This window comes from Pseudomonas sp. URMO17WK12:I6, assembly GCF_003253625.1.
Taxonomy (GTDB): Bacteria; Pseudomonadota; Gammaproteobacteria; order Pseudomonadales; family Pseudomonadaceae; genus Aquipseudomonas.
In genome coordinates, this window is the sequence record NZ_QKYZ01000004.1 from 239,038 (window position 1) to 257,711 (window position 18,674).

Sequence of the window (18,674 nt, forward strand, 5' to 3'; positions counted from 1 at the left end):
CGGCTCCGCCGCCTGCTGCGCCAAAGCAGGTGATTTGAGGTGATCGAGATGGCGATGCATGGGTCAGTGTCTGCCGTGGTGATGCCCGAACAGGTGCATCAGCGGGCACAGCAATAGAATCAGATAGGGCAAAAGCGGGTAGATATGACCGTAATGCTCGCGGGCCAGGTAGAACAGTCCGATCACCAGCAGCATGCCTAGCGCGATGCCGGGTTTGCTGCGCCAGAATGAGGTGGCTGGAGGTGTCGAGGGGTTTGAGTGGTTCATGTGACGCGCTCCGTTCTGACGAAAATCTTCCGGGGGTGTCGTCCGGCCATGCCGGCCAATGCCAACCGTCTATGACGGGGGCTATGGCGCGATGCTTATTGGCCCATCGGCATCTTCATCATCATGGATTGCTGATCCATCATTTTCATCATCATGTCCATCATCGCCGTATCCGAGCTGCCCTTGCCACCGGACATGCCCATGCCCATCCCCATACCTCTGCAATTGTCGTGCAGCATGCCGAGGCTTGTTCTCATCGTAGTCATGGCTTCCTGCATGGCTGCCCGGCGTTCGGCCGGGGTTTTGGCGGCGATCATTTTGTCGTGGGCCGCCTGCATTTTTTTCATCTGTTCGCTCATGGCCTTGTCTTGCATGGGCGTGGCTTGGGTTGCGTTATCGGTGGGGGCGGCGGGCACCGTTTCGGGGTATTCGGCAGCCGGCGCCAGTAATGGGCTGCTCATGAGCAGAGCGGCCAACAGGGATTTGACGTAGATGTGCATGGCGATCTCCACAGTGATAACGCGGATCGGCAGCGTCGGATGGCTGCGGACCAAGGTATGTTGTGTTCCCGTTAGAGGGAGTGATCTTGAACTTACGCCACGGTCGCAGGGCGTTGTTGATCCATATCAAACGACGCCCACAGAGGTTGGTTGTGCTGCCAGGGTGACATTCCAATGGCTGATACGTGTCAGGCAAGGCCCGACACGTATCCCTCTATATGAGTTGTTTATCCACAAGCCACGGACTTCGAACTCTTAAGGTGAGCTTCAATCGAGTTGCTAGCAGAGTGGACTCTTACTCCCTTGAGTTTATCGAGTGGCGGGTCTTTCCAAAGTTTTGATGCGTCGATGGGAAGGATGACCTGTATAGCAGCCCCTTGGGGCGGATCAGCAACAAAATCGAAGTCCTGAATGCCGTCCGGTGGGAACTGGATATAAACCCGTGGCTCCAGTCTCGGGTTTGTCCATCCACCAGAATTCACCAGGCCAATTGCCGATATGTGTAGCTGCGGTGGATTTGATTTAAGTATTTTTAAGTCGACATCCACTACTTTCATCACGTCAGCCATTTTCGAACTCCTTTCGATAATTGCGCCGCTTTTTTTTCACCTTGGCGCTTGGGTGTCAACCCTTAAGCCTTTGCGCCCTTTAATGATTGAGCGACGCGTCAGCCTATTGTCTTAAAACTATCTGAAACTAGGCGAAGGACACTCTCCGGGTGCTGGGACGTGCGGTTTTGTTTTCATAGAAAGAGTCGAGCTTAGCTTTGCTGATCGTTTCTTCTGCATACAGAATTTCAGCCATCTGGGCTCGTTTTAGCTCTTCGGCGGTTCCGATGAACGCAACTTTGTGCTCGCCATCGTAGCCTCTGACTGACGCTGTATACCCTTCAATGGTGCAGTTATGGTATTCACGTTTCCTCATTGCATCCTTGAATTGTTCGGCGAAGGATTTTGTATCACCCAAACCCAGTGCGCTATGGCATCCGAATATCTTGATTTTTCCCGCATAGCTCTTATTAAGTCCAAATAACACGTCAAAGAATCTTGCCAGTTCTTTGGCGTTGACGGTTTGACCTTTGCCTTTTTCTTCCGAGGACATAAGCACGGAGCTTCCCGGTTCACAATGGCCCAAGACGTAAATTCGATCGCCGTCTCCAATCAGTGTTCTAATAAAACTAACAAGCTGCTCGGCGGCGGGTCCACCGGACACCAGGCAGCCTTTGCTTATGTATTTAGAGATGATTGTCGAAGTTTTTTGTGTCTTGCTCGGGTGTGCCTTTTCTTCCTCATCGTCATCTCTTAATCTTTTTATTCCATCTTCTTTGAAAGAAGGAGATGAATTTTTTGAATCGCTTTCCGAGGGTGGGGGCATTATTCTTTTGGACTTTTCTTTCCAGGCATCAAGCCAGCTTCTAGATATTTCGTCGTAATCCGCTGATTCCTTTGCATTAAAGGGGTTCACCAACGCTAAATTGTAAGCCATCCCGATTTCGCTCCCTGATGTCGAGTGCCCACAGCGGTAAATGCCGCCTCTGACTGTTGACGGTAGTAGGGGATTTTCACCTAGGCAAATAAAGGAGGGCACCGGACGTCGGGGAAGGCGACCTCTTTTGTTACGCGCCTTCTAAAGGTACTTGTGCCCCTACAATTCGCCCATTTTCATCTCCGGACTCAACGTCCCCAACCAGGCCACCAATCCCACGATCAACACCGCCGCTGCCAATTCCACCACCACGCTGCGCCGCAACGCATTGGCGGCGACCGTGTATTGCCCGTCCCGCAACGACCGCTCCAGAAACGGCCCGAGGTGAAACCGGTTCAACGCGGCGAGCACCAGCATGCCGGCAAACAGCACCACTTTGATGAACAGCAGAATCCCGTAAGTGCTGAGAAACACCTCGTCCAGCTTTGGCCCAACGATGAACAGATAATTCACCACCCCCGTCACCGTGATGACCACGACGATGGCCGCGCCAATCGCCTCAAACCGATTAACCGCGCGGGCCAGCAACCTGAGGCGCGCTTCGGTTTGCAGGGCGTTGATCTTCGCCATCAACGCAAACGCCAGCAACGCGCCAAGCCAAGCCCCCGCCGCCAGCAGGTGCAGAATGTCTACCGTGAAATGCCAATAACGACGATTGCCTTCATCCATCGCCCCATGTCCGCTCCAGGCCAGGCTGGCGAGGGCAACAGCACCGGCAAAAGCCGCGGCCCATAAACTGAAACCAGATGCACGGAGCATCACCGCTAAGCCAGCGATCACCAGCGCAACAATGCGAACCCCCCAAGCCAAGCCGACATCCGTCTCAAACAGCATCATTTCGATGTGCGGACGCAGCTCGGCGAAGTCCGTTTCACCGCTCATGGCGCTCGCCATCATCACCATGCTGGCGACGGACAACACCGCGCCCAGCACTGCCGTCCCCGCCAGCATCGAGCGGAATGGCAGCACCGCCCCGGACATCCGTTCCTGACCTTTAAGGCTGTACAGCCCAAAAAGCGCTACCCCGAACAACAGCATCAAATCCACATACAACGCAAACCGCAGGGCAATGCCGACCGAGTCGCTCATCAATCACTTCACTTTGAACGTAACGTTGCCGGTGATCGGGTGAGTGTCCGAAGACACGGCGCGCCATTCGACTTTGTAGCTGCCGGTGGGCAGGGGCGAGAGCGGGGTTATGACCATGGTTTTCGGGTCGCTGCCGCCGGAGACCTTGGCTTTCATCGGCATGGGGGAATGGGCCATGCCGGGCATTTCGGTCATGACCAGTTTGGCGCCGGAGAATTGGGTCATGAGGTTTTCGGAGAAGTGCAGTTCGATGTTGCTGGGCGCTGCGCCGTCCGCGCCTTCGGTTGGGGTGGAGGAGAGCAGTTTCGGGTGGGCTTGAGCCAGTGCGCTCATGAGCAGCCCGGTGGAAAGTGCGATGGCGACAGCGGTGGTTTTGATGGTGCGCATGCAAGGCCTCTTACCGCTTTAAGCGGTTGGTTTTTAGGTTTTTGAGTTGAAGTGTTTAGAACCACAGCCGAACGCCGACGACCAGTCGGGCTTCGCTGCGGTCCTCGCCTTCGTCCCTGGCGTAATCGGCGGTTTTGCCGTAGGTGCGGTTCCAGGTCACGCCGATGTAGGGCGCGAATTCCCGGCGGATTTCATAGCGCAGGCGCAGGCCGGCTTCGGTGCTGGACAACCCGGAGCCGATGCCCCGTTGCGGGTCGTTTTTGCCGTAGACGTTGAGCTCGGCGGTCGGCTGCAGAATCAGCCGGTTGGTGAGCAGGATGTCGTAGTCGCCTTCAAGGCGTGCAGCGGTCTGACCGCCTTCGCCGATGAACGCGGTGGCCTCGGTTTCGAAGTTGTACAACGCCATGCCTTGCACACCGAGCGCGGCCCAGGTTTGCGGGGCGCCGGGTTTGAAGTCCTGGCGCACGCCGGTCACCACGTCCCACCATGGGCTGATCGCGTGACCCCAGAGGGCCTGGACCTCGGCGTCTTCGGTTTTGCCATTGACGCGTTCGCCTTCGGAGCGCAGCCACAGGCGATCGATGTCGCCGCCGATCCAGCCGGACAGATCCCACGCCAATGCGCTGCCGTTATCGGCGTCCTGCCATTCGAGTTTGTCGGCGAGGAAGTAATAGTTGAGCGCACTGTCGTGCATGTCATGGCCGGCGGGGCTGACGAAAACGGCGGCACGGTCGGCGTCGGTCAATGCCGGGATCGGCGTGCGGCTTTGGGTCGGCGCGGCGGGCTGCATTTGCCCGTAATCCTCGCTCTGCATCTGGCTGTGGTCCATGCCCGGCATCTGGCTATGGTCCATGCCCTGCATGTTGTCGGTGGCGGCCATGGCCGAAGAGAGCGTCAGGCCCATGGTGACGAGGGTCAAAGTGATCGGAGTGAGTCTGGTCATGGGTAGCGCCTTATTCTTCCACGCGAACTTCACGGAACATGCCCATTTCCATGTGGTACAGGAGATGGCAGTGGTAGGCCCAGCGGCCGAGCGCATCGGCAGTGACCCGATAGCTGCGCTTTGATCCTGGCGGCATGTCGATGGTGTGTTTGCGTACCATGAACTGGCCGTTCTCGTCTTCGAGGTCGCTCCACATGCCGTGCAAATGAATGGGGTGAGTCATCATCGTGTCGTTGACCAGCACCACTCGAACCCGCTCGCCGTACTTGAGTCGCACGGGTTCGGCATCAGAGAACTTCACGCCGTTGAACGACCAGGCGAACTTCTCCATGTGGCCGGTCAGGTGCAGTTCGATGGTGCGGCCGGGCTCGCGGCCGTCCGGGTCTTCGAAGGTGCTGCGCAGGTCGGAGTAGGTCAGCACACGGCGGCCGTTGTTGCGCAGGCCGATGCCCGGGTCGTCGAGTTTTGGCGTGGTGCTCATGGCTTGCATGTCCACCAGCGGGTTGTTTTTTTCCGTGTCGGGATGGGATTGCATTCCGGCCATGCCACCCATGGCCATGCTGCTGTGATCCATTCCGGCCATGCTGTCCATGCCCTGCATGTCGCCGCCGTCCATGCCCTGCATGTCGCCGCCGTCCATGCCCTGCATGTCGCCGCCGTCCATGCCCTGCATGTCACCACCGTTCATGCCTTGCATGGCACCGTGGTCCATCCCCGCCATGTCACCGCCCATGCTGCCGTGATCCATGCCGCCCATGCCCATGTCATCCATGGTCAGCAGCGGTCGCGGATCCAGCGCTGGAATCGGCGCCGACAACCCTGCCTTCACCGCCAGGGTGCCTCGCGCATAACCCGTTCGATCCATCGATTGGGCGAACAGCGTGTAGGCGTCCTGGGTCGGCTCGACAATTACATCGAACGTCTCCGCCACCGCGATGCGGAACTCGTCGACGCTCACCGGTTTGACGTGTTGGCCATCCGCCGCGACCACGGTCATTTTCAAGCCCGGGATACGTACGTCGAAATAGGTCATGGACGAGCCGTTGATAAAACGCAGGCGCAGCTTTTCGCCGGGACGGAATAGGCCAGTCCAGTTCATGTTCGGCGCCTGGCCGTTCATCAAGTAGGTGTAAGTGGCACCGCTGACGTCCGCCAGGTCGGTGGGGTTCATCTTCATCTCGGCCCACATCTTGTGATCGGCCACCGTCGACCCCCAGCCTTTCTCGCTGACGTCGTGGATGAAGTCGCCCACAGTGCGTTTGTTGTAGTTGTAGTAGTCCGATTGTTTCTTGAGTTTTTTCATCAGGCCGACGGCGTCTTCGTCGGTCCAGTCGGTGAGCATCACCACGTAATCGCGGTCGTATTGGAACGGCTCCGGCTCCTTGGCGTCGATCACCAACGGCCCATAAACCCCGGACTGTTCCTGGAAGCCCGAGTGGCTGTGGTACCAGTAAGTGCCGTTCTGCCGGACCTTGAACTGGTAGACGTACATGCCATCCGGTTCGATCCCGTGAAAACTCAGGCCCGGCACACCGTCCATGTTGGCCGGCAGCAAAATGCCGTGCCAGTGAATGGACGTGCTGTCCTTGAGTTTGTTTTTCACCCGCAGCGTGACGGTGTCGCCTTCACGCCAGCGCAGCAGGGGGCCGGGAATGCCGCCGTTGATGGTCATCGCGGTTCGAGGGTTGCCGGTGATGTTGACCGGGGATTCGCCAATGAACAGGTCGAAGTCGGTACCGGCCAGCACATTCGGTTGGCCGGGGCTGGTGACCGCCCAGACTGGCGTGCGCCAAAGCCCGAGGCCAGCGAGCACCCCGCCAGCGGCCAGGCCCTTCACAAAGGTGCGTCTTGAGGTGTTGGAATGCATGCCGTTTTATCCCGTCCGTCAGCCTGATGAAGCCCTCAGGTCCATCCTGAGCGGAAGGAAGAGAACTCAATGGGGAGGAGGCTAACGGGCGGTGCCTTTCAGCAGGCTGAGGCCAAGATTACAGTTTTGACAGTTTCACGCGGTGTTCAAGGACTGCTATTGGACCTGGACGAATCCGCCACGGTGGCGTTACCGCAATTGATATACGAAGAAGACTTCAACCAACGCTGATCCGGGTAGTAAGAAAATAACAACTGCCCATCCTTCATCGAGTCGATCAGCCGATGTGCAATCGCAGGCCTCACCGCAGGGCAGCCGAGACTTCTGCCAATCCGGCCATTGGCCCGCGCCAGGGCAGGGCTGACGTAAGGCGCGCCGTGAATGACGATCGCCCGTTCGAAGGCGTTGTCGTTAAAACCCGGTTCCAGACCTTCCATGCGCAGGGAATAACCGTTCTGCCCGACATAGCTGGATTGGGTACGGTACAAGCCCAGGCTGGTGGCGTAGCTGGCATTCTGATTGGAGAATTGGCTGGCCATGTTCTCGCCACTGTTGCGACCGTGGGCGACCAGTTCATGGAACAACAATTTGCGTTGTTTAAGGTCGAATACCCAAAGACGTTGCACCGTCGAGGGCAGGGAATAATCGATCACTGCGAGTCTCTGCACCGGGGACGTGCCTTGGGCCCGGCTGCATTGGGAGGCGCGAACGGCCAGGGCAATGACTTTGGCGTTGGCATCGGGGGCCGCTTTGACCAAGGCAGCTTCAAGCGAATCGGCGTAGGCTGCCGGTAATGAAAAAAAAGCAGTCAGCAGCAGGGCCGTCATTAAGCAGCCAAAGCGGTGTGGGGCCATATGCAAGTCTCATCTGAATATTTCGAGTCTAGCAGCGCGCACGACGCTAGCCGGTTGAAAACGGAAGATTAAGGATTATCCATGGGGCAGTTAACAAGGTTATTCGTCATAAGCCGCATATTTTTTATGGGCTTTCTGATAAGCGGCACTGCGATCGCGCAAACTTCGCCGATTGAGCCGGCATCTCCCGTTAGCACTGTGGCTGAAGCGGCTCCCGGTGATTATGTCGGCCAAGCGATTCAGGCGGAGTTGGCGCCATTGAGTTCGGCGTTTCCGCCGCTGCTCACCTCGCCGCGTCATCAACGGGTCGATGTGAACCGAGTCGTGCTGGATTTTTATAGCCATCGTGGCTATCGCGCCGCCTGGACGGACGATGACGATGTCGCCCAGTTGTTGAAAAGCTTGGGTGATACCCAGGCCGATGGCCTGAACCCCGCGGATTTCCGGATCGCCGAGTTGGCCGAGGCCCACACGCTGATGCAGACAACCTCCCCAACCCCCGGGCAACGGGCAGCCTTTGATATCTCCGCCACTCGGACGTTCATCACGGCGCTGCTGCAGTTGCGGCGCGGCAAGGTCGACCCTTCGCGGTTGGACATCCACTGGAACTTCGACCCCGCTGGCGTCGATCCTCGGGAGGACGTCAATAAGTTTTTTGCCGCCCTCGATAGCCATGACATTGCGCGCGCCTTTGCCCAGGCGCCGCCCCAAGAAGCGGTTTACGGCACGTTGCGCCATGGCCTGGCGCAACTGCGCAAGGTTCGTGATCGGGGTGGCTGGCCAAAGATCCCGGAAGGGCAGACGCTCAGGCCCGGCATGGACGACGCCTCGGTTGCTCTACTGCGTACGCGTTTGGCGGCGGGCGGTTATCTCGCCGCGCAAGGAACTGCTCGCACCGACTACGACGACGCCGTCACCGCGGCGGTGAAGAAGTTTCAGACGGAGCAATACCTTGGGGCGGACGGCGTAGCGGGGCCGGCGACACTCACGGAGCTGAATGTACCAGTCGAGGCGCGAATCGATCAGGTGCGGGTGAACATGGAGCGGGCGCGATGGCTGCTGTACAAGCTTCAGGGCACCTTCGTCGTGGTCGATATCGCCGGGTATAAAGTCGCGTTCTATCGCGATGGCAAACCGATCTGGCGCTCACGGGTGCAGGTCGGTAAACCGTTTCGCAGCACGCCGATTTTTCAATCCGCGATCACCTACGTCACGTTCAACCCCACCTGGACCGTACCACCGACGATTCTGCTCAAGGACATGCTTCCGAAGATTCGCGACAATCCTGGTTACCTTGAGGCAAGCCGGATTCGCGTGATCGATCGAGATGGCAATGTGCTTGATCCGTCCACTGTCGATTGGGACAACCCGCGCGGTCTCACCTTGCGGCAGGATGCGGGGTCGGATAACTCGCTGGGGCAGGTAGTGATTCGTTTTCCCAATGAGTATTCGATTTATCTGCACGACACGCCGCATCGAGATTTGTTCGCGAAATCCAATCGCGCGACCAGCTCCGGCTGTATTCGGGTAGAAAACCCGCTGCAATTGGTGGAGCTGTTGTTCAACGATCCAGTTCACTGGAACAGCGAAGGGATTCAAAAACAGTTAGCCAACGGCAAGACAGAGAACATCAGGCTCCCGGTGAAAGTGCCGGTGCTGTTGGCCTACTGGACGGTGGACCTGAGTCTTGATGGGCGCGTGACATTCAAGCCCGATGTGTATGGCTATGACTCCCCGGTATTGCGGGCGTTGAATCTGCCTTCGGAGCGGCCGGCGCTGGACGGGAGGCGAACGGCGCCTCCCTCGGTGGCAGCGGAGCAGAGCAAGTTGTAGGCCTTAAAGCCCCAAGCCTTCCTGCACGGCCAGCAGCAAATTGTGTTCCGTCAGCGCGATCGCATCCGGTTGTTGTCCGGATTGTTCGCTCGCCTGGAGCCACCACTGCGTCTCGCCGTGTTCGTTCACGGTTCGTAACAAGGCGAGCTCCTTGCCTGTCGAGTGGATTTCGATCCGCCCGGCACCGTCGACGGTGAGGCGCGCGACGGGATCGAAGGTGATGCCGTGGTGGTTGCCTTCGATCAGCAGTTGGTCGATGGCGTAATCGTAAGTCGCGCCGTCCGGCGCACTCTCGAATACATGGGTGGAATTGCGTCGCAGCTTCAGGCCCACCTCGATCAGTGGTTGCAGCCAGGCTTCGATCTGGTGATACAGCTCGTAGACCTGGGCGGGCCAGCTGTCGATGGCTTGATCGGCGATGGTCGCGTCGGCACTGGTTTGCCGGGATTGTTTAAGCTTCGCGGCGAGCTCGTCTACCTTACTCATTTCGATTTCCTGTCGTGATGTCAGTTAATCGTAGCTTCTTCAAGGTCATGTGGTTTTGCCTTGCGTCATGGAATTAAAACACAACCATTTATCCCTCAATCCTCTGTTTATCCCGCACAACCCCGTAGACTACGCTCAAAAAAATAGGGGCTTTGGGCCGTTGCCCATGTCTTACCCTTTTCCAGGACTCACTTTTGCCTATCCCCATTCACGATCTGCAGCACGCGTCCGGTGGTGCCTTGAAGCGACTGCCTTTGCTCAAGGCTGCGGTGCTGTTCATTGCGGCGGTATGCCTTTGTCTCTGTGGGCTGCTTTACCTGCAACTGGAGCAGTCGCGTCGGCATGACCTGGCGTTGGCCGAGGTGTCGTCGTCGAACCTGACCCGGGCCATGGCGCAGCAGGCCGAAGACACGTTCATGAAGGCCGATCTGGTACTGACCAGTCTGGTGGACTGGATTCAGGCTGAAGGTTTCGACGCTGCCCAGACGCCACGCCTGCAGAAAACCTTCGCCCGGCGGGTGCAGGCGCTGCATCAGTTGCACGGGATATTTCTGTTCGACAGGCAGGGGCAATGGGCCGTGACGTCGTTCGAGGATCTACCCCGCGGGGCTGGTGTGGCGGATCGCGAGTATTTCAGGTTTCACCAGCAAAACATCTCAACCCTGGCGCACATCGGCCCGGCCATTCGTAGTCGGGAAAATGGCGAGTGGATCATTCCGGTTTCCAGGCGGATAAACGATCAGAGCGGTCATTTCCAGGGTGTGTTGCTGGCCGGGATCAAGATGTCGTACTTCGATCAGTTCTTCAAAAGCTTCAGCCTCGACGACAACGGCGCGATGTTTTTGGCATTGACCGATGGAACACTGCTGGCGCGGCGGCCGTTTGTGGAATCGCAGATCGGCAGGTCATTGGCTAAGGGCGAGATTTTTCAGAAACTCTTGCCCAACGCCACATCCGGCAATGCCATGATCGACTCAGTGGTGGATGGCATCCCTCGGCTGTATGGCTATCGTCAGCTCGATGCCTATCCGGTGGTGGTCGCGGCGGCATCCTCCAAAGACGCGGTCCTCAAGGACTGGTACGACACGGCGATTCAATCCGGTGTGATCGTCGCTCTGGTTGTCCTCGGCGTGGGGTTGTTCGGTTGGGTGTTCATTCATCAGGTTCGCGCGGGCGAGCGCATCGAGGCGGATTTGCGCGAGGCGCAGAAAACCCTGGAACTGATCGCCACCCACGACAGCCTGACCGGGTTGGCCAACCGCCGCTTGTTCGAACGGGCGCTGGAGAAAGAGTTCGGGCGCGGTGCCCGGCGGTCGAGTTCGCTGGGCCTGATCATGCTCGATATCGATTACTTCAAGCGCTACAACGACACTTACGGTCATGTGGCCGGGGACCATTGCCTGGCTGAAGTGGCGCGGGCCCTGAAGAGTTGCTGTCACCGCAAAGCCGATCTGGCGGTGCGCTACGGCGGTGAAGAGTTCGCGGTGTTGCTGCCGGACACCGACATTCATGGAGCACTGACGATCGCCGAGCAAATCCGCCGCAGCGTCATGGACAAAAACATCACCCACAGCGGTTCGCCCACGGGCTATCTGACGGTCAGTCTTGGCTGTTATTCGTTTGTGCCGACGGCGCACGACAGCACCGAAGTGTTGATCAAGCGCGCGGATGCGGCGCTGTACCAGGCCAAGCATTCAGGGCGAAATCGCTCGGCGGTGTTGTCGATGGAAGGGGGCGTCGAGGCGCTGATGCGCTCGGATCGATGACGCTTTCCACCATGGCTGGGGGGTAAAACGATGCACACTGTGTAGCAGCTGCCGAAGGCTGCGTTCGGCTGCGGAGCAGTCGTGAATCCGGCTAATGCGATCTGCCAGATGTACCGCGATCTCTCTGATTTTACGACTGCTCCGCAGCCGAACGCAGCCTTCGGCAGCTGCTACAGTCCAGGAGCGATGATCGGGCATGCCTGCTATGGTCAGTGCAGAGAGCCTGGCTGTCACACCTGACCGACCGGCCCAACGGTCTCATTCCGATCGAGCAATCGATTGACAGGATCAAGTGCATGGATTTGTCTGCCGTTACCACCGCTGCACCTGCGCGCCATACCCCGATTACCCGCAACCTGATGTTGGTGGTCGGTCTGTTGTTTGTGGTTGGGGTGCTGATCGCGCTGATCGCCCTGTTCAGTATTGCCGGGCGGCTCGATGCCGAGGATCTGGCCAAGACCACGTTTTATACCCAGCGCGCGCTGGAAAACCGCATTACCTCCACGAAAAACTACATTGCCAGTTATGCCAACTGGACGTCGGCCTATGATCACCTGAACGGCGAGGTCGATGTGGAATGGGCCTACGTCGAGCAGAACCTGGGTAAGACCCTGTTCACCATGGACCACTACGAGGGTGTTTTCGTGGTCGATCCCCAGCGAACAAAATACGCCGTGGTGCGTGGGCTTCAGGTGCAGGACGAGGCGGCGGCCTATCTGTCGACCTCGATGGCGACGCTCATTGACGAGGTTCAGGGTCAGGAGAACCTCATCAAGCCCGTCAGCCACTACACCTTGTTCGAGGGCAAACCCGCGCTGCTGTCGGCCGCCGCGATTGTGCCCAATGACGAACGCCCGGCGGTCGATCCCAAAAGCACTTCGGTGCTTATATACGTTGACCAGCTGAACCCTGAAAAGCTCAGCGCCTTGAGCGTCGATTACGGTTTGCACGACTTGAGCCTGACGCCCGACAACGTCATCGCTCCCGGTCAGCCCGCTATTGCCCTCGCTGGCACCGGTTACAGTCTGGTCTCCCGGCTCCAGCGGCCGGGTCATCAATTGCTCTGGTCACTCTTGCCGCCACTGGGCGGGGCGCTGCTGGTTCTGGCGTTGTTGACCGCTTATTTCTTTCGCTATGTCCTGCGCACGTCCGGGCATGTGGATGCCAGTTACACCAGCCTCGATTTGTCGAACCAGGCACTGGAGGCCAGTGAAGAGCGTTTTCGTGCGGTAGCCGAGGCCGCGTCCGACTGGATCTGGGAAATCGATGACCAGCATTGCATCACTTATCTGTCGGGACGCTTCAGCACCGTCACCGGGTTCTCCGATCAGCAGTGGCTGGGACAGAACATCGGGCAATTGCTCAATTGCGATACGACGCCGTTGTCGCTGTGGCTGAACAAACTCGATGAAGAGCAAGCCGTCAGCCATTTGCGCTGTTCCTACCGCGATCAATCGGGGCAACAGCGGGTCTGTCGGGTGTCGGCACGGCCGATCCAGCGCAAGGGCGCAGTGCTGGGCTATCGCGGAACGGCCAGCGACATCACCGACGAAGTCGCCGCCCATGCGCAGATCCAGCATCTGTCGTTGCACGATGCCCTGACCGGCCTGCCGAACCGCAACAAACTGGCGCGTTTTCTCGATGAGGCGCTGGCACTGAAAGAGCAGTCGACGGCGCTGACGTTGTTGATGATCGACCTGGATAACTTCAAGCCGATCAACGATTCCCTCGGCCACCCGGCCGGCGATGCAGTATTGCTGGAAGTCGCCACCCGTTTGCGCGAGAGCACACGAGAAATTGATCTGGTCGCCCGACTGGGGGGCGACGAGTTCGTGCTGGTGCTCCATGGCATGGACAGCCACGCGGAAATCGACCGGTTTTGCGAGCGCTTGCTCGACAGCCTGCATCAGCCGATTCACTACGACCATCACTCGCTGCACATCGGCGCGAGCATCGGTATCGCCTTGAGCCGGCGCCAGGGGCATATTCCACAGGAGCTGATTCGGTGTGCCGATATCGCGTTGTATCAGGCCAAATCCGATGGCAAGAAGACCTGGTGCTATTTTGCCGCGCACATGAACGATCAGATCCAGCATCGCCGGCAACTGGAAAACGACCTGCGTCGGGCGATCAAGAACAACGAATTCGTGATGCATTACCAGCCGCGTTATCACGTCGATGGCAAGCGCATCGTCTCGGTCGAAGCGCTGCTGCGCTGGCAGCATCCAGTGCAAGGCTTGTTGAGTCCCGACGCGTTTATCCCGCTGGCCGAGCAAACCGATCTGATCGTGCCATTGGGCCGCTGGGTGCTACGCGAGGCGTGCGAGACCGCTCTGACCTGGCCCGGTGCGATGATGGTATCGGTCAACCTGTCACCGGTTCAATTCGCCCGTAGCGATGTGATCGAGGACGTGCGCGAAGCGTTGATCCAGACCCGCTTGCCCGCCAGTCGGCTGGAGCTGGAGATCACTGAAAACGTGATGCTCATCGACGTCGATGGCGCCTTGGCGACCATGAATGCGCTCAAGGAGTTGGGCGTGCGCCTGAACATGGACGACTTCGGCACCGGTTATTCCTCGCTGGGTTACTTGCGCACGTATCCGTTCGACGGGATCAAGATCGACAAACGCTTTATTTCGTCCATGAGCAGCGGCAGCAATGATCGCGCCGTGGTGCAGGCGATCATCAACCTGGGCAAGGCGATGGGCCTGACCGTCACTGCAGAAGGTGTCGAGACGCTGGAGCAACTGGACTTCCTGATCTCGGATCAGTGTCATGAAGTGCAGGGTTTTTACCTCAGTCGTCCGGTGGACAGGTATGCGCTGCTGCCGTTGCTCAAGGTCTCGCAGGAAGATTTCCCGCTGCAGAGCGCGCACCTTTAGTCGCCTGTTACATCCGCCGCGGCAACTGCCGGGGCAGCCCCCGGTCACAATTGGATACCGCCCATCCGGCGCGAGCATCGGATTATGAACAACCTGAAAATCGCCACCTTCAACGTCAACGGCATGCGTGTACGCCTGCCCAATCTACTGGCGTGGCTGGCGCGGGAGCAGCCAGACATCGCCTGCCTGCAGGAACTCAAATCGGTGGACGGGGCATTCCCTGCCGCTGAGCTGGAGGCGGCCGGTTATGGCGCTATCTGGCAGGGCCAGGCGGCGTGGAACGGGGTGGCGATTCTGGCGCGCGATGCGCAACCGCTGGAGCGTCGGCGTGGTCTGCCGGGCGATGACAGTGACACCCATAGCCGCTACATCGAAGCGGCCGTGCACGGGGTTCTGGTGGGGTGTCTGTACTTGCCCAACGGCAATCCGCAGCCGGGGCCGAAGTTCGATTACAAACTGGCGTGGTTCGAGCGGCTGATCTCGTACGCCAAGGACCTGCAAGGCAGCGAGCATCCGGTGGTGCTGGCCGGCGACTACAACGTGGTGCCCACCGATATGGACATCTACAACCCACGCTCCTGGCTCAAGGACGCGCTGCTGCAACCCGAGAGTCGTGCGTGTTATCAGCGTCTGCTGGATCAGGGCTGGACTGATTCCCTGCGTCATCTGTATCCAGAGGAGCGGATCTACACCTTCTGGGACTACTTCCGGCAGCACTGGCAGAAAAACTCGGGACTGCGCATCGATCATCTACTGCTCAATCAGGCAGCGAGTCCTTATCTGCAAGAGGCCGGCGTCGACGCCTGGGTTCGTAACGAGTCTCATGCCAGCGATCACGCGCCGACGTGGATTCGATTGGGTTCACGCAAACGGCGATAGTTTTGGCGTGAGCGGCGATTGGCGAAATCAATTATCGGCCCGAGCACTTTTTCCCTTATACATGGCGGCCATCGGCGGAGCGATCCGCGGGCTCCATGCATAAGGATTGAGCGATGAGCGAACCACGACTGACAAATCTTGCGCTGTACCTGCAACGCCTGGGTTTCGACGCGCCCCCGGCGCCGACCCTGGAAACCCTGCATCAATTGCAGTTGCGCCACACCGGTGCTTTTCCGTTCGAAAACCTCACCACGCTGTTAGGGCAACCGGTACTCATCGACCTGCCGTCCATCGAGCAGAAAGTCCTGCACGACGGCCGTGGCGGTTACTGCTACGAACTCAACAACCTGTTCCTGGCCTTGCTGCAGACGCTGGGTTTCGAGGCGCGCGGCATCACCGGTCGCGTGGTCATGAACCAGCCCGAAGGCGCATGGACCGCACGCACTCACCGCTTGAGCCTGGTGATCCTTGACGGCGTGCGCTACATCACCGACGTCGGCTTCGGCGGCATGGTGCCCACCGCACCGCTGATCCTCGACACCGAGGACGAACAGCTCACTCCCCACGAACCCTATCGCATCGAACAGCATGCAGACGGTTACACCCTGCGTGCCAACGTCGGCGGTGAATGGCGGGCGATGTACATCTTCGATCTGCAACGTCAGGAAGACATCGATTACACCCTCGGTAACTGGTACGTCTCGACTCATCCTGAATCGCCCTTCGTCAAACAATTGATGGTGGCGCGGACGGGGGAGGGATGGCGACGCACGCTGAACAATGGCAGTTTTGCCATTCACCGCTTGGGCAGCGAGAGCGAGCGGCGGCAGGTGACGGATGTGGATGAGTTGATCGGGTTGCTGGAACGTGAGTTCGACATTCGGGTGCCAGCGAAGGAGGCGTTGGAGCCGGTGCTGGAGCGGTTGATCGAGCCGGTGCCGCAGGCAAACTGAGCACCACGCGAAGGGCGGATCTGATCAATCCGCCCTTTTTTATTTGGCCGACTCAAGCGGTTTGTGTCTAGGAACGAACTTCTAGCTCCATCACGTGATGGATTTCGCTGAGGGCCTCTGACAATTTTTTCTCCAGGCTTTTCAGCTCCGAGGCGGTTATGCCTTTTTTGAAATGCCCGACGTTTGTACCTGCGGCGTTCTCATCGGGCTTCGCCGCTTTACCTTTATCGCTGAGCAACACCTGGCGCAAAGTATTGTTGATCACTGTCTGGTAGCCATACCCCTCGTTTTCTGCCAGAGCGCGTGCAGCCTCTATGACGACATCGTCGAGCATGATGGTGATTCGGGTCTTGCCTTTGCTTGTGGCAATTGCTCCACGCTTGGCGTTGCTGAAGTCGTATTCGTCTTTCATCGTTCAAGCCTCCAAATAGTGGCGACGCTCGCCTTTGGTGGCGACGCGTGCGGAAATGATTCGCACGAAATTCGGGTCGCGATAGGTGTACGCAACGACCAGCAAGCGACCTTTGGCATCCAGCCCCATGATGATCCACCGCTGCTCATCATGATGGTTGTCCTGAAAAGTCAGGGCTCGTTCGTCATAAAACACCGGTTCTGTCTCTGCGAGGCTGATGCCTTGATGTTTTAGTTTGTTGGCCGCGTTCTTTGCCCTGTGATACTGAATCTCGAATGACTTCATTATGCATACTTTATATGTATAAGCGAGGAGGCGTCCGTGCCGGCGGTCGCTTGGAAAGCAAAAGATTAGCGGTGAGGAGGGATAGGGGCGCAGGGATGTATTTCAAGACGTTTGGGGTTGGAGGCGCGCTATGGCCAAAGGGTGGCGTGGACAAGTGTCCATAATCTGACTGGGCAGTTGTATACAACTCTATAGACAGTTGTCCTGAGTATTGAATACAGTGTGCGCATAACAAAAACCAGGGAACCCCCCAACCATGAAAACGCCCCATGTTTCACACCAGCGGCCCGAGGACGAAAACCTTGGGATCGGCGCGAATATGGCTTATGGCCTGCAACACGTTCTGACCATGTACGGCGGTATCGTCGCGGTGCCTTTGATCATCGGCCAGGCGGCCGGGCTCTCGCCGGCAGACATCGGTTTGTTGATTGCTGCTTCATTGTTTGCAGGGGGGCTGGCGACATTGCTGCAAACCCTGGGTTTGCCGTTTTTCGGTTGTCAGTTGCCGCTGGTGCAGGGCGTGTCGTTCTCCGGCGTTGCGACCATGGTCGCGATAGTCAGCAGTGGCGGGGAGGGTGGCTTTCAGTCGATTCTCGGGGCGGTGATTGCCGCGTCGTTGATCGGTTTGCTGATCACGCCGGTGTTCTCAAGGATTACCAAGTTCTTTCCACCGCTGGTGACCGGCATTGTGATCACCACTATCGGCTTGACGCTGATGCCGGTGGCCGCGCGCTGGGCCATGGGTGGCAACAGCCATGCGCCGGATTTCGGCAGCATGGCGAACATCGGTCTGGCGGCGATGACGCTGGTGCTGGTGTTGCTATTGAGCAAGATCGGCAGCGCGACCGTTTCCCGTTTGTCGATCCTCCTGGCGATGGTCATCGGCACGGTCATCGCTGTGTTCCTCGGCATGGCGGATTTCTCGTCCGTTACCCAAGGGCCGATGTTCGGCTTTCCGGCGCCGTTCCATTTCGGCATGCCGACCTTCCACTTCGCCGCGATCCTGTCGATGTGCATCGTGATCATGGTGACCCTGGTGGAAACCTCGGCCGATATCCTCGCCGTCGGTGAAATCATCGGCACCAAGGTCGACTCAAAACGCCTGGGCAACGGTTTGCGTGCAGACATGCTGTCGAGCATGATCGCGCCAATCTTCGGCTCCTTCACTCAAAGCGCCTTCGCCCAGAACGTCGGGCTGGTGGCGGTCACCGGGATCAAGAGCCGCTTCGTGGTGGCCACGGGTGGTGTGTTTCTGGTGGTGCTCGGATTGCTGCCGTTCATGGGCCGGGTCATCGCCGCCGTGCCAACCTCCGTACTTGGTGGCGCCGGCATCGTGCTGTTCGGTACCGTCGCCGCCAGCGGCATTCGGACACTGTCCAAGGTCGACTACCGCAACAACGTCAACCTGATCATCGTCGCCACTTCCATCGGTTTCGGCATGATCCCCATCGCCGCCCCGAACTTCTACGACCACTTTCCCAGCTGGTTCTCGACGATCTTCCACTCGGGCATCAGCTCCTCGGCGATCATGGCCATCGTGCTGAACCTGACCTTCAACCACCTCACGGCCGGCAACTCGGACCAGCAATCGGTATTTGCCGCCGGTACTGAACGAGTCCTGCGTTATCAAGACCTGGCGGCGCTGCGGGAAGGGGATTACTTCAGTGAGGGTAAACTGCGCGACTGCGACGGGAATGAGATTCCGGTGGTGGAGACGGATCATGGGCATGCCGAGCTGCGTGCGGTGCATGCGAAAAGCAGTGAGCATGTCTAAAGATAGATAGTC

General features: G+C 58.5%; 18 protein-coding genes. 6 read left to right on the plus strand and 12 right to left on the minus strand.

The genetic code is table 11. From position 1 onward, the window contains the following. Positions 1-63: 63 nt before the first annotated feature. The 9 genes from F475_RS30685 to F475_RS09365 form a co-directional block, all read right to left on the minus strand. Positions 64-267 carry a DUF2933 domain-containing protein gene (locus F475_RS30685; RefSeq protein WP_018928127.1) on the minus strand — a complete coding sequence of 68 codons (204 nt, stop codon included), beginning with the start codon at positions 265-267 and terminating at the stop codon, positions 64-66. Positions 268-362: 95 nt separating this feature from the next. Further along, positions 363-767, minus strand: a complete 405-nt coding sequence (locus F475_RS09330; protein ID WP_111453776.1) for a hypothetical protein — start codon at positions 765-767, stop codon at positions 363-365. 227 nt (positions 768-994) lie between these two features. After that, positions 995-1,336, minus strand: coding sequence for a hypothetical protein (locus F475_RS09335; protein WP_018928125.1), 342 nt, complete (start codon positions 1,334-1,336; stop codon positions 995-997). Between the two features lie 127 nt (positions 1,337-1,463). Then, positions 1,464-2,252, minus strand: coding sequence for a hypothetical protein (locus tag F475_RS09340; RefSeq protein WP_111453777.1), 789 nt, complete (start codon positions 2,250-2,252; stop codon positions 1,464-1,466). Positions 2,253-2,411: 159 nt separating this feature from the next. Then, entirely contained in the window at positions 2,412-3,341 is a 930-nt protein-coding gene (gene copD, locus F475_RS09345; RefSeq protein WP_111453778.1) for a copper homeostasis membrane protein CopD, read from the minus strand. 3 nt (positions 3,342-3,344) lie between these two features. Next, entirely contained in the window at positions 3,345-3,728 is a 384-nt protein-coding gene (gene copC / locus F475_RS09350) for a copper homeostasis periplasmic binding protein CopC (protein ID WP_018928122.1), read from the minus strand. A gap of 55 nt (positions 3,729-3,783) precedes the next feature. Next, complete coding sequence (locus tag F475_RS09355; RefSeq protein ID WP_111453779.1) at positions 3,784-4,671, minus strand: copper resistance protein B; 888 nt, start codon at positions 4,669-4,671, stop codon at positions 3,784-3,786. A 10-nt stretch (positions 4,672-4,681) separates the two neighbouring features. After that, on the minus strand, positions 4,682-6,538 hold the full coding sequence (locus F475_RS09360) for a copper resistance system multicopper oxidase (protein WP_111453780.1): 1,857 nt from the start codon (positions 6,536-6,538) through the stop codon (positions 4,682-4,684). A 146-nt stretch (positions 6,539-6,684) separates the two neighbouring features. Beyond that, positions 6,685-7,392: a murein L,D-transpeptidase catalytic domain family protein gene (locus tag F475_RS09365; protein WP_018928119.1), complete on the minus strand. Its 708-nt coding sequence runs from the start codon at positions 7,390-7,392 to the stop codon at positions 6,685-6,687. A gap of 81 nt (positions 7,393-7,473) precedes the next feature. On the opposite strand from F475_RS09365, the gene F475_RS09370 reads away from it, so the two are divergent. Then, positions 7,474-9,225 (plus strand): murein L,D-transpeptidase, encoded by a 1,752-nt coding sequence (locus F475_RS09370; RefSeq protein ID WP_086945453.1) that lies wholly within the window; start codon positions 7,474-7,476, stop codon positions 9,223-9,225. A 3-nt stretch (positions 9,226-9,228) separates the two neighbouring features. On the opposite strand, the gene F475_RS09375 is transcribed toward F475_RS09370, so the two are convergent. After that, entirely contained in the window at positions 9,229-9,711 is a 483-nt protein-coding gene (locus F475_RS09375) for a hypothetical protein (RefSeq protein ID WP_064616977.1), read from the minus strand. Between the two features lie 194 nt (positions 9,712-9,905). Here F475_RS09375 and F475_RS09380 point away from each other — a divergent pair, with 194 nt between their 5' ends. The 4 genes from F475_RS09380 to F475_RS09395 all read left to right on the plus strand — a co-directional run bounded on the left by F475_RS09380 (position 9,906) and on the right by F475_RS09395 (position 16,191). Continuing rightward, a complete protein-coding gene (locus F475_RS09380; RefSeq protein WP_111453781.1) occupies positions 9,906-11,477 on the plus strand; it encodes a GGDEF domain-containing protein in 1,572 nt (523 codons plus the stop codon). A 296-nt stretch (positions 11,478-11,773) separates the two neighbouring features. Then, positions 11,774-14,359: an EAL domain-containing protein gene (locus F475_RS09385; protein ID WP_111453782.1), complete on the plus strand. Its 2,586-nt coding sequence runs from the start codon at positions 11,774-11,776 to the stop codon at positions 14,357-14,359. A gap of 84 nt (positions 14,360-14,443) precedes the next feature. After that, the gene (gene xth, locus F475_RS09390) at positions 14,444-15,238 is read left to right on the plus strand and encodes an exodeoxyribonuclease III (RefSeq protein WP_111453783.1); all 795 of its coding nucleotides are present in this window, start codon (positions 14,444-14,446) and stop codon (positions 15,236-15,238) included. Between the two features lie 113 nt (positions 15,239-15,351). Continuing rightward, positions 15,352-16,191, plus strand: coding sequence for an arylamine N-acetyltransferase (locus tag F475_RS09395; protein ID WP_111453784.1), 840 nt, complete (start codon positions 15,352-15,354; stop codon positions 16,189-16,191). Between the two features lie 67 nt (positions 16,192-16,258). Here F475_RS09395 and F475_RS09400 read toward each other — a convergent pair whose 3' ends face one another. Then, entirely contained in the window at positions 16,259-16,603 is a 345-nt protein-coding gene (locus tag F475_RS09400; RefSeq protein ID WP_018928112.1) for a BrnA antitoxin family protein, read from the minus strand. 3 nt (positions 16,604-16,606) lie between these two features. Then, complete coding sequence (locus F475_RS09405) at positions 16,607-16,888, minus strand: BrnT family toxin (RefSeq protein ID WP_111453785.1); 282 nt, start codon at positions 16,886-16,888, stop codon at positions 16,607-16,609. Between the two features lie 256 nt (positions 16,889-17,144). Here F475_RS09405 and F475_RS09410 point away from each other — a divergent pair, with 256 nt between their 5' ends. Beyond that, on the plus strand, positions 17,145-18,662 hold the full coding sequence (locus F475_RS09410; RefSeq protein WP_111453786.1) for a nucleobase:cation symporter-2 family protein: 1,518 nt from the start codon (positions 17,145-17,147) through the stop codon (positions 18,660-18,662). Positions 18,663-18,674: the final 12 nt, after the last annotated feature.

Coding starts and splice junctions, on each gene's coding strand:
- F475_RS30685 (WP_018928127.1), bottom strand. CDS start 267: ATGAACCACTCAAACCCCTCGACACCTCCAGCCACCTCATTCTGGCGC.
- F475_RS09330 (WP_111453776.1), bottom strand. CDS start 767: ATGCACATCTACGTCAAATCCCTGTTGGCCGCTCTGCTCATGAGCAGC.
- F475_RS09335 (WP_018928125.1), bottom strand. CDS start 1,336: ATGGCTGACGTGATGAAAGTAGTGGATGTCGACTTAAAAATACTTAAA.
- F475_RS09340 (WP_111453777.1), bottom strand. CDS start 2,252: ATGGCTTACAATTTAGCGTTGGTGAACCCCTTTAATGCAAAGGAATCA.
- copD (WP_111453778.1), bottom strand. CDS start 3,341: ATGAGCGACTCGGTCGGCATTGCCCTGCGGTTTGCGTTGTATGTGGAT.
- copC (WP_018928122.1), bottom strand. CDS start 3,728: ATGCGCACCATCAAAACCACCGCTGTCGCCATCGCACTTTCCACCGGG.
- F475_RS09355 (WP_111453779.1), bottom strand. CDS start 4,671: ATGACCAGACTCACTCCGATCACTTTGACCCTCGTCACCATGGGCCTG.
- F475_RS09360 (WP_111453780.1), bottom strand. CDS start 6,538: ATGCATTCCAACACCTCAAGACGCACCTTTGTGAAGGGCCTGGCCGCT.
- F475_RS09365 (WP_018928119.1), bottom strand. CDS start 7,392: ATGGCCCCACACCGCTTTGGCTGCTTAATGACGGCCCTGCTGCTGACT.
- F475_RS09370 (WP_086945453.1), top strand. CDS start 7,474: ATGGGGCAGTTAACAAGGTTATTCGTCATAAGCCGCATATTTTTTATG.
- F475_RS09375 (WP_064616977.1), bottom strand. CDS start 9,711: ATGAGTAAGGTAGACGAGCTCGCCGCGAAGCTTAAACAATCCCGGCAA.
- F475_RS09385 (WP_111453782.1), top strand. CDS start 11,774: ATGGATTTGTCTGCCGTTACCACCGCTGCACCTGCGCGCCATACCCCG.
- xth (WP_111453783.1), top strand. CDS start 14,444: ATGAACAACCTGAAAATCGCCACCTTCAACGTCAACGGCATGCGTGTA.
- F475_RS09395 (WP_111453784.1), top strand. CDS start 15,352: ATGAGCGAACCACGACTGACAAATCTTGCGCTGTACCTGCAACGCCTG.
- F475_RS09400 (WP_018928112.1), bottom strand. CDS start 16,603: ATGAAAGACGAATACGACTTCAGCAACGCCAAGCGTGGAGCAATTGCC.
- F475_RS09405 (WP_111453785.1), bottom strand. CDS start 16,888: ATGAAGTCATTCGAGATTCAGTATCACAGGGCAAAGAACGCGGCCAAC.
- F475_RS09410 (WP_111453786.1), top strand. CDS start 17,145: ATGAAAACGCCCCATGTTTCACACCAGCGGCCCGAGGACGAAAACCTT.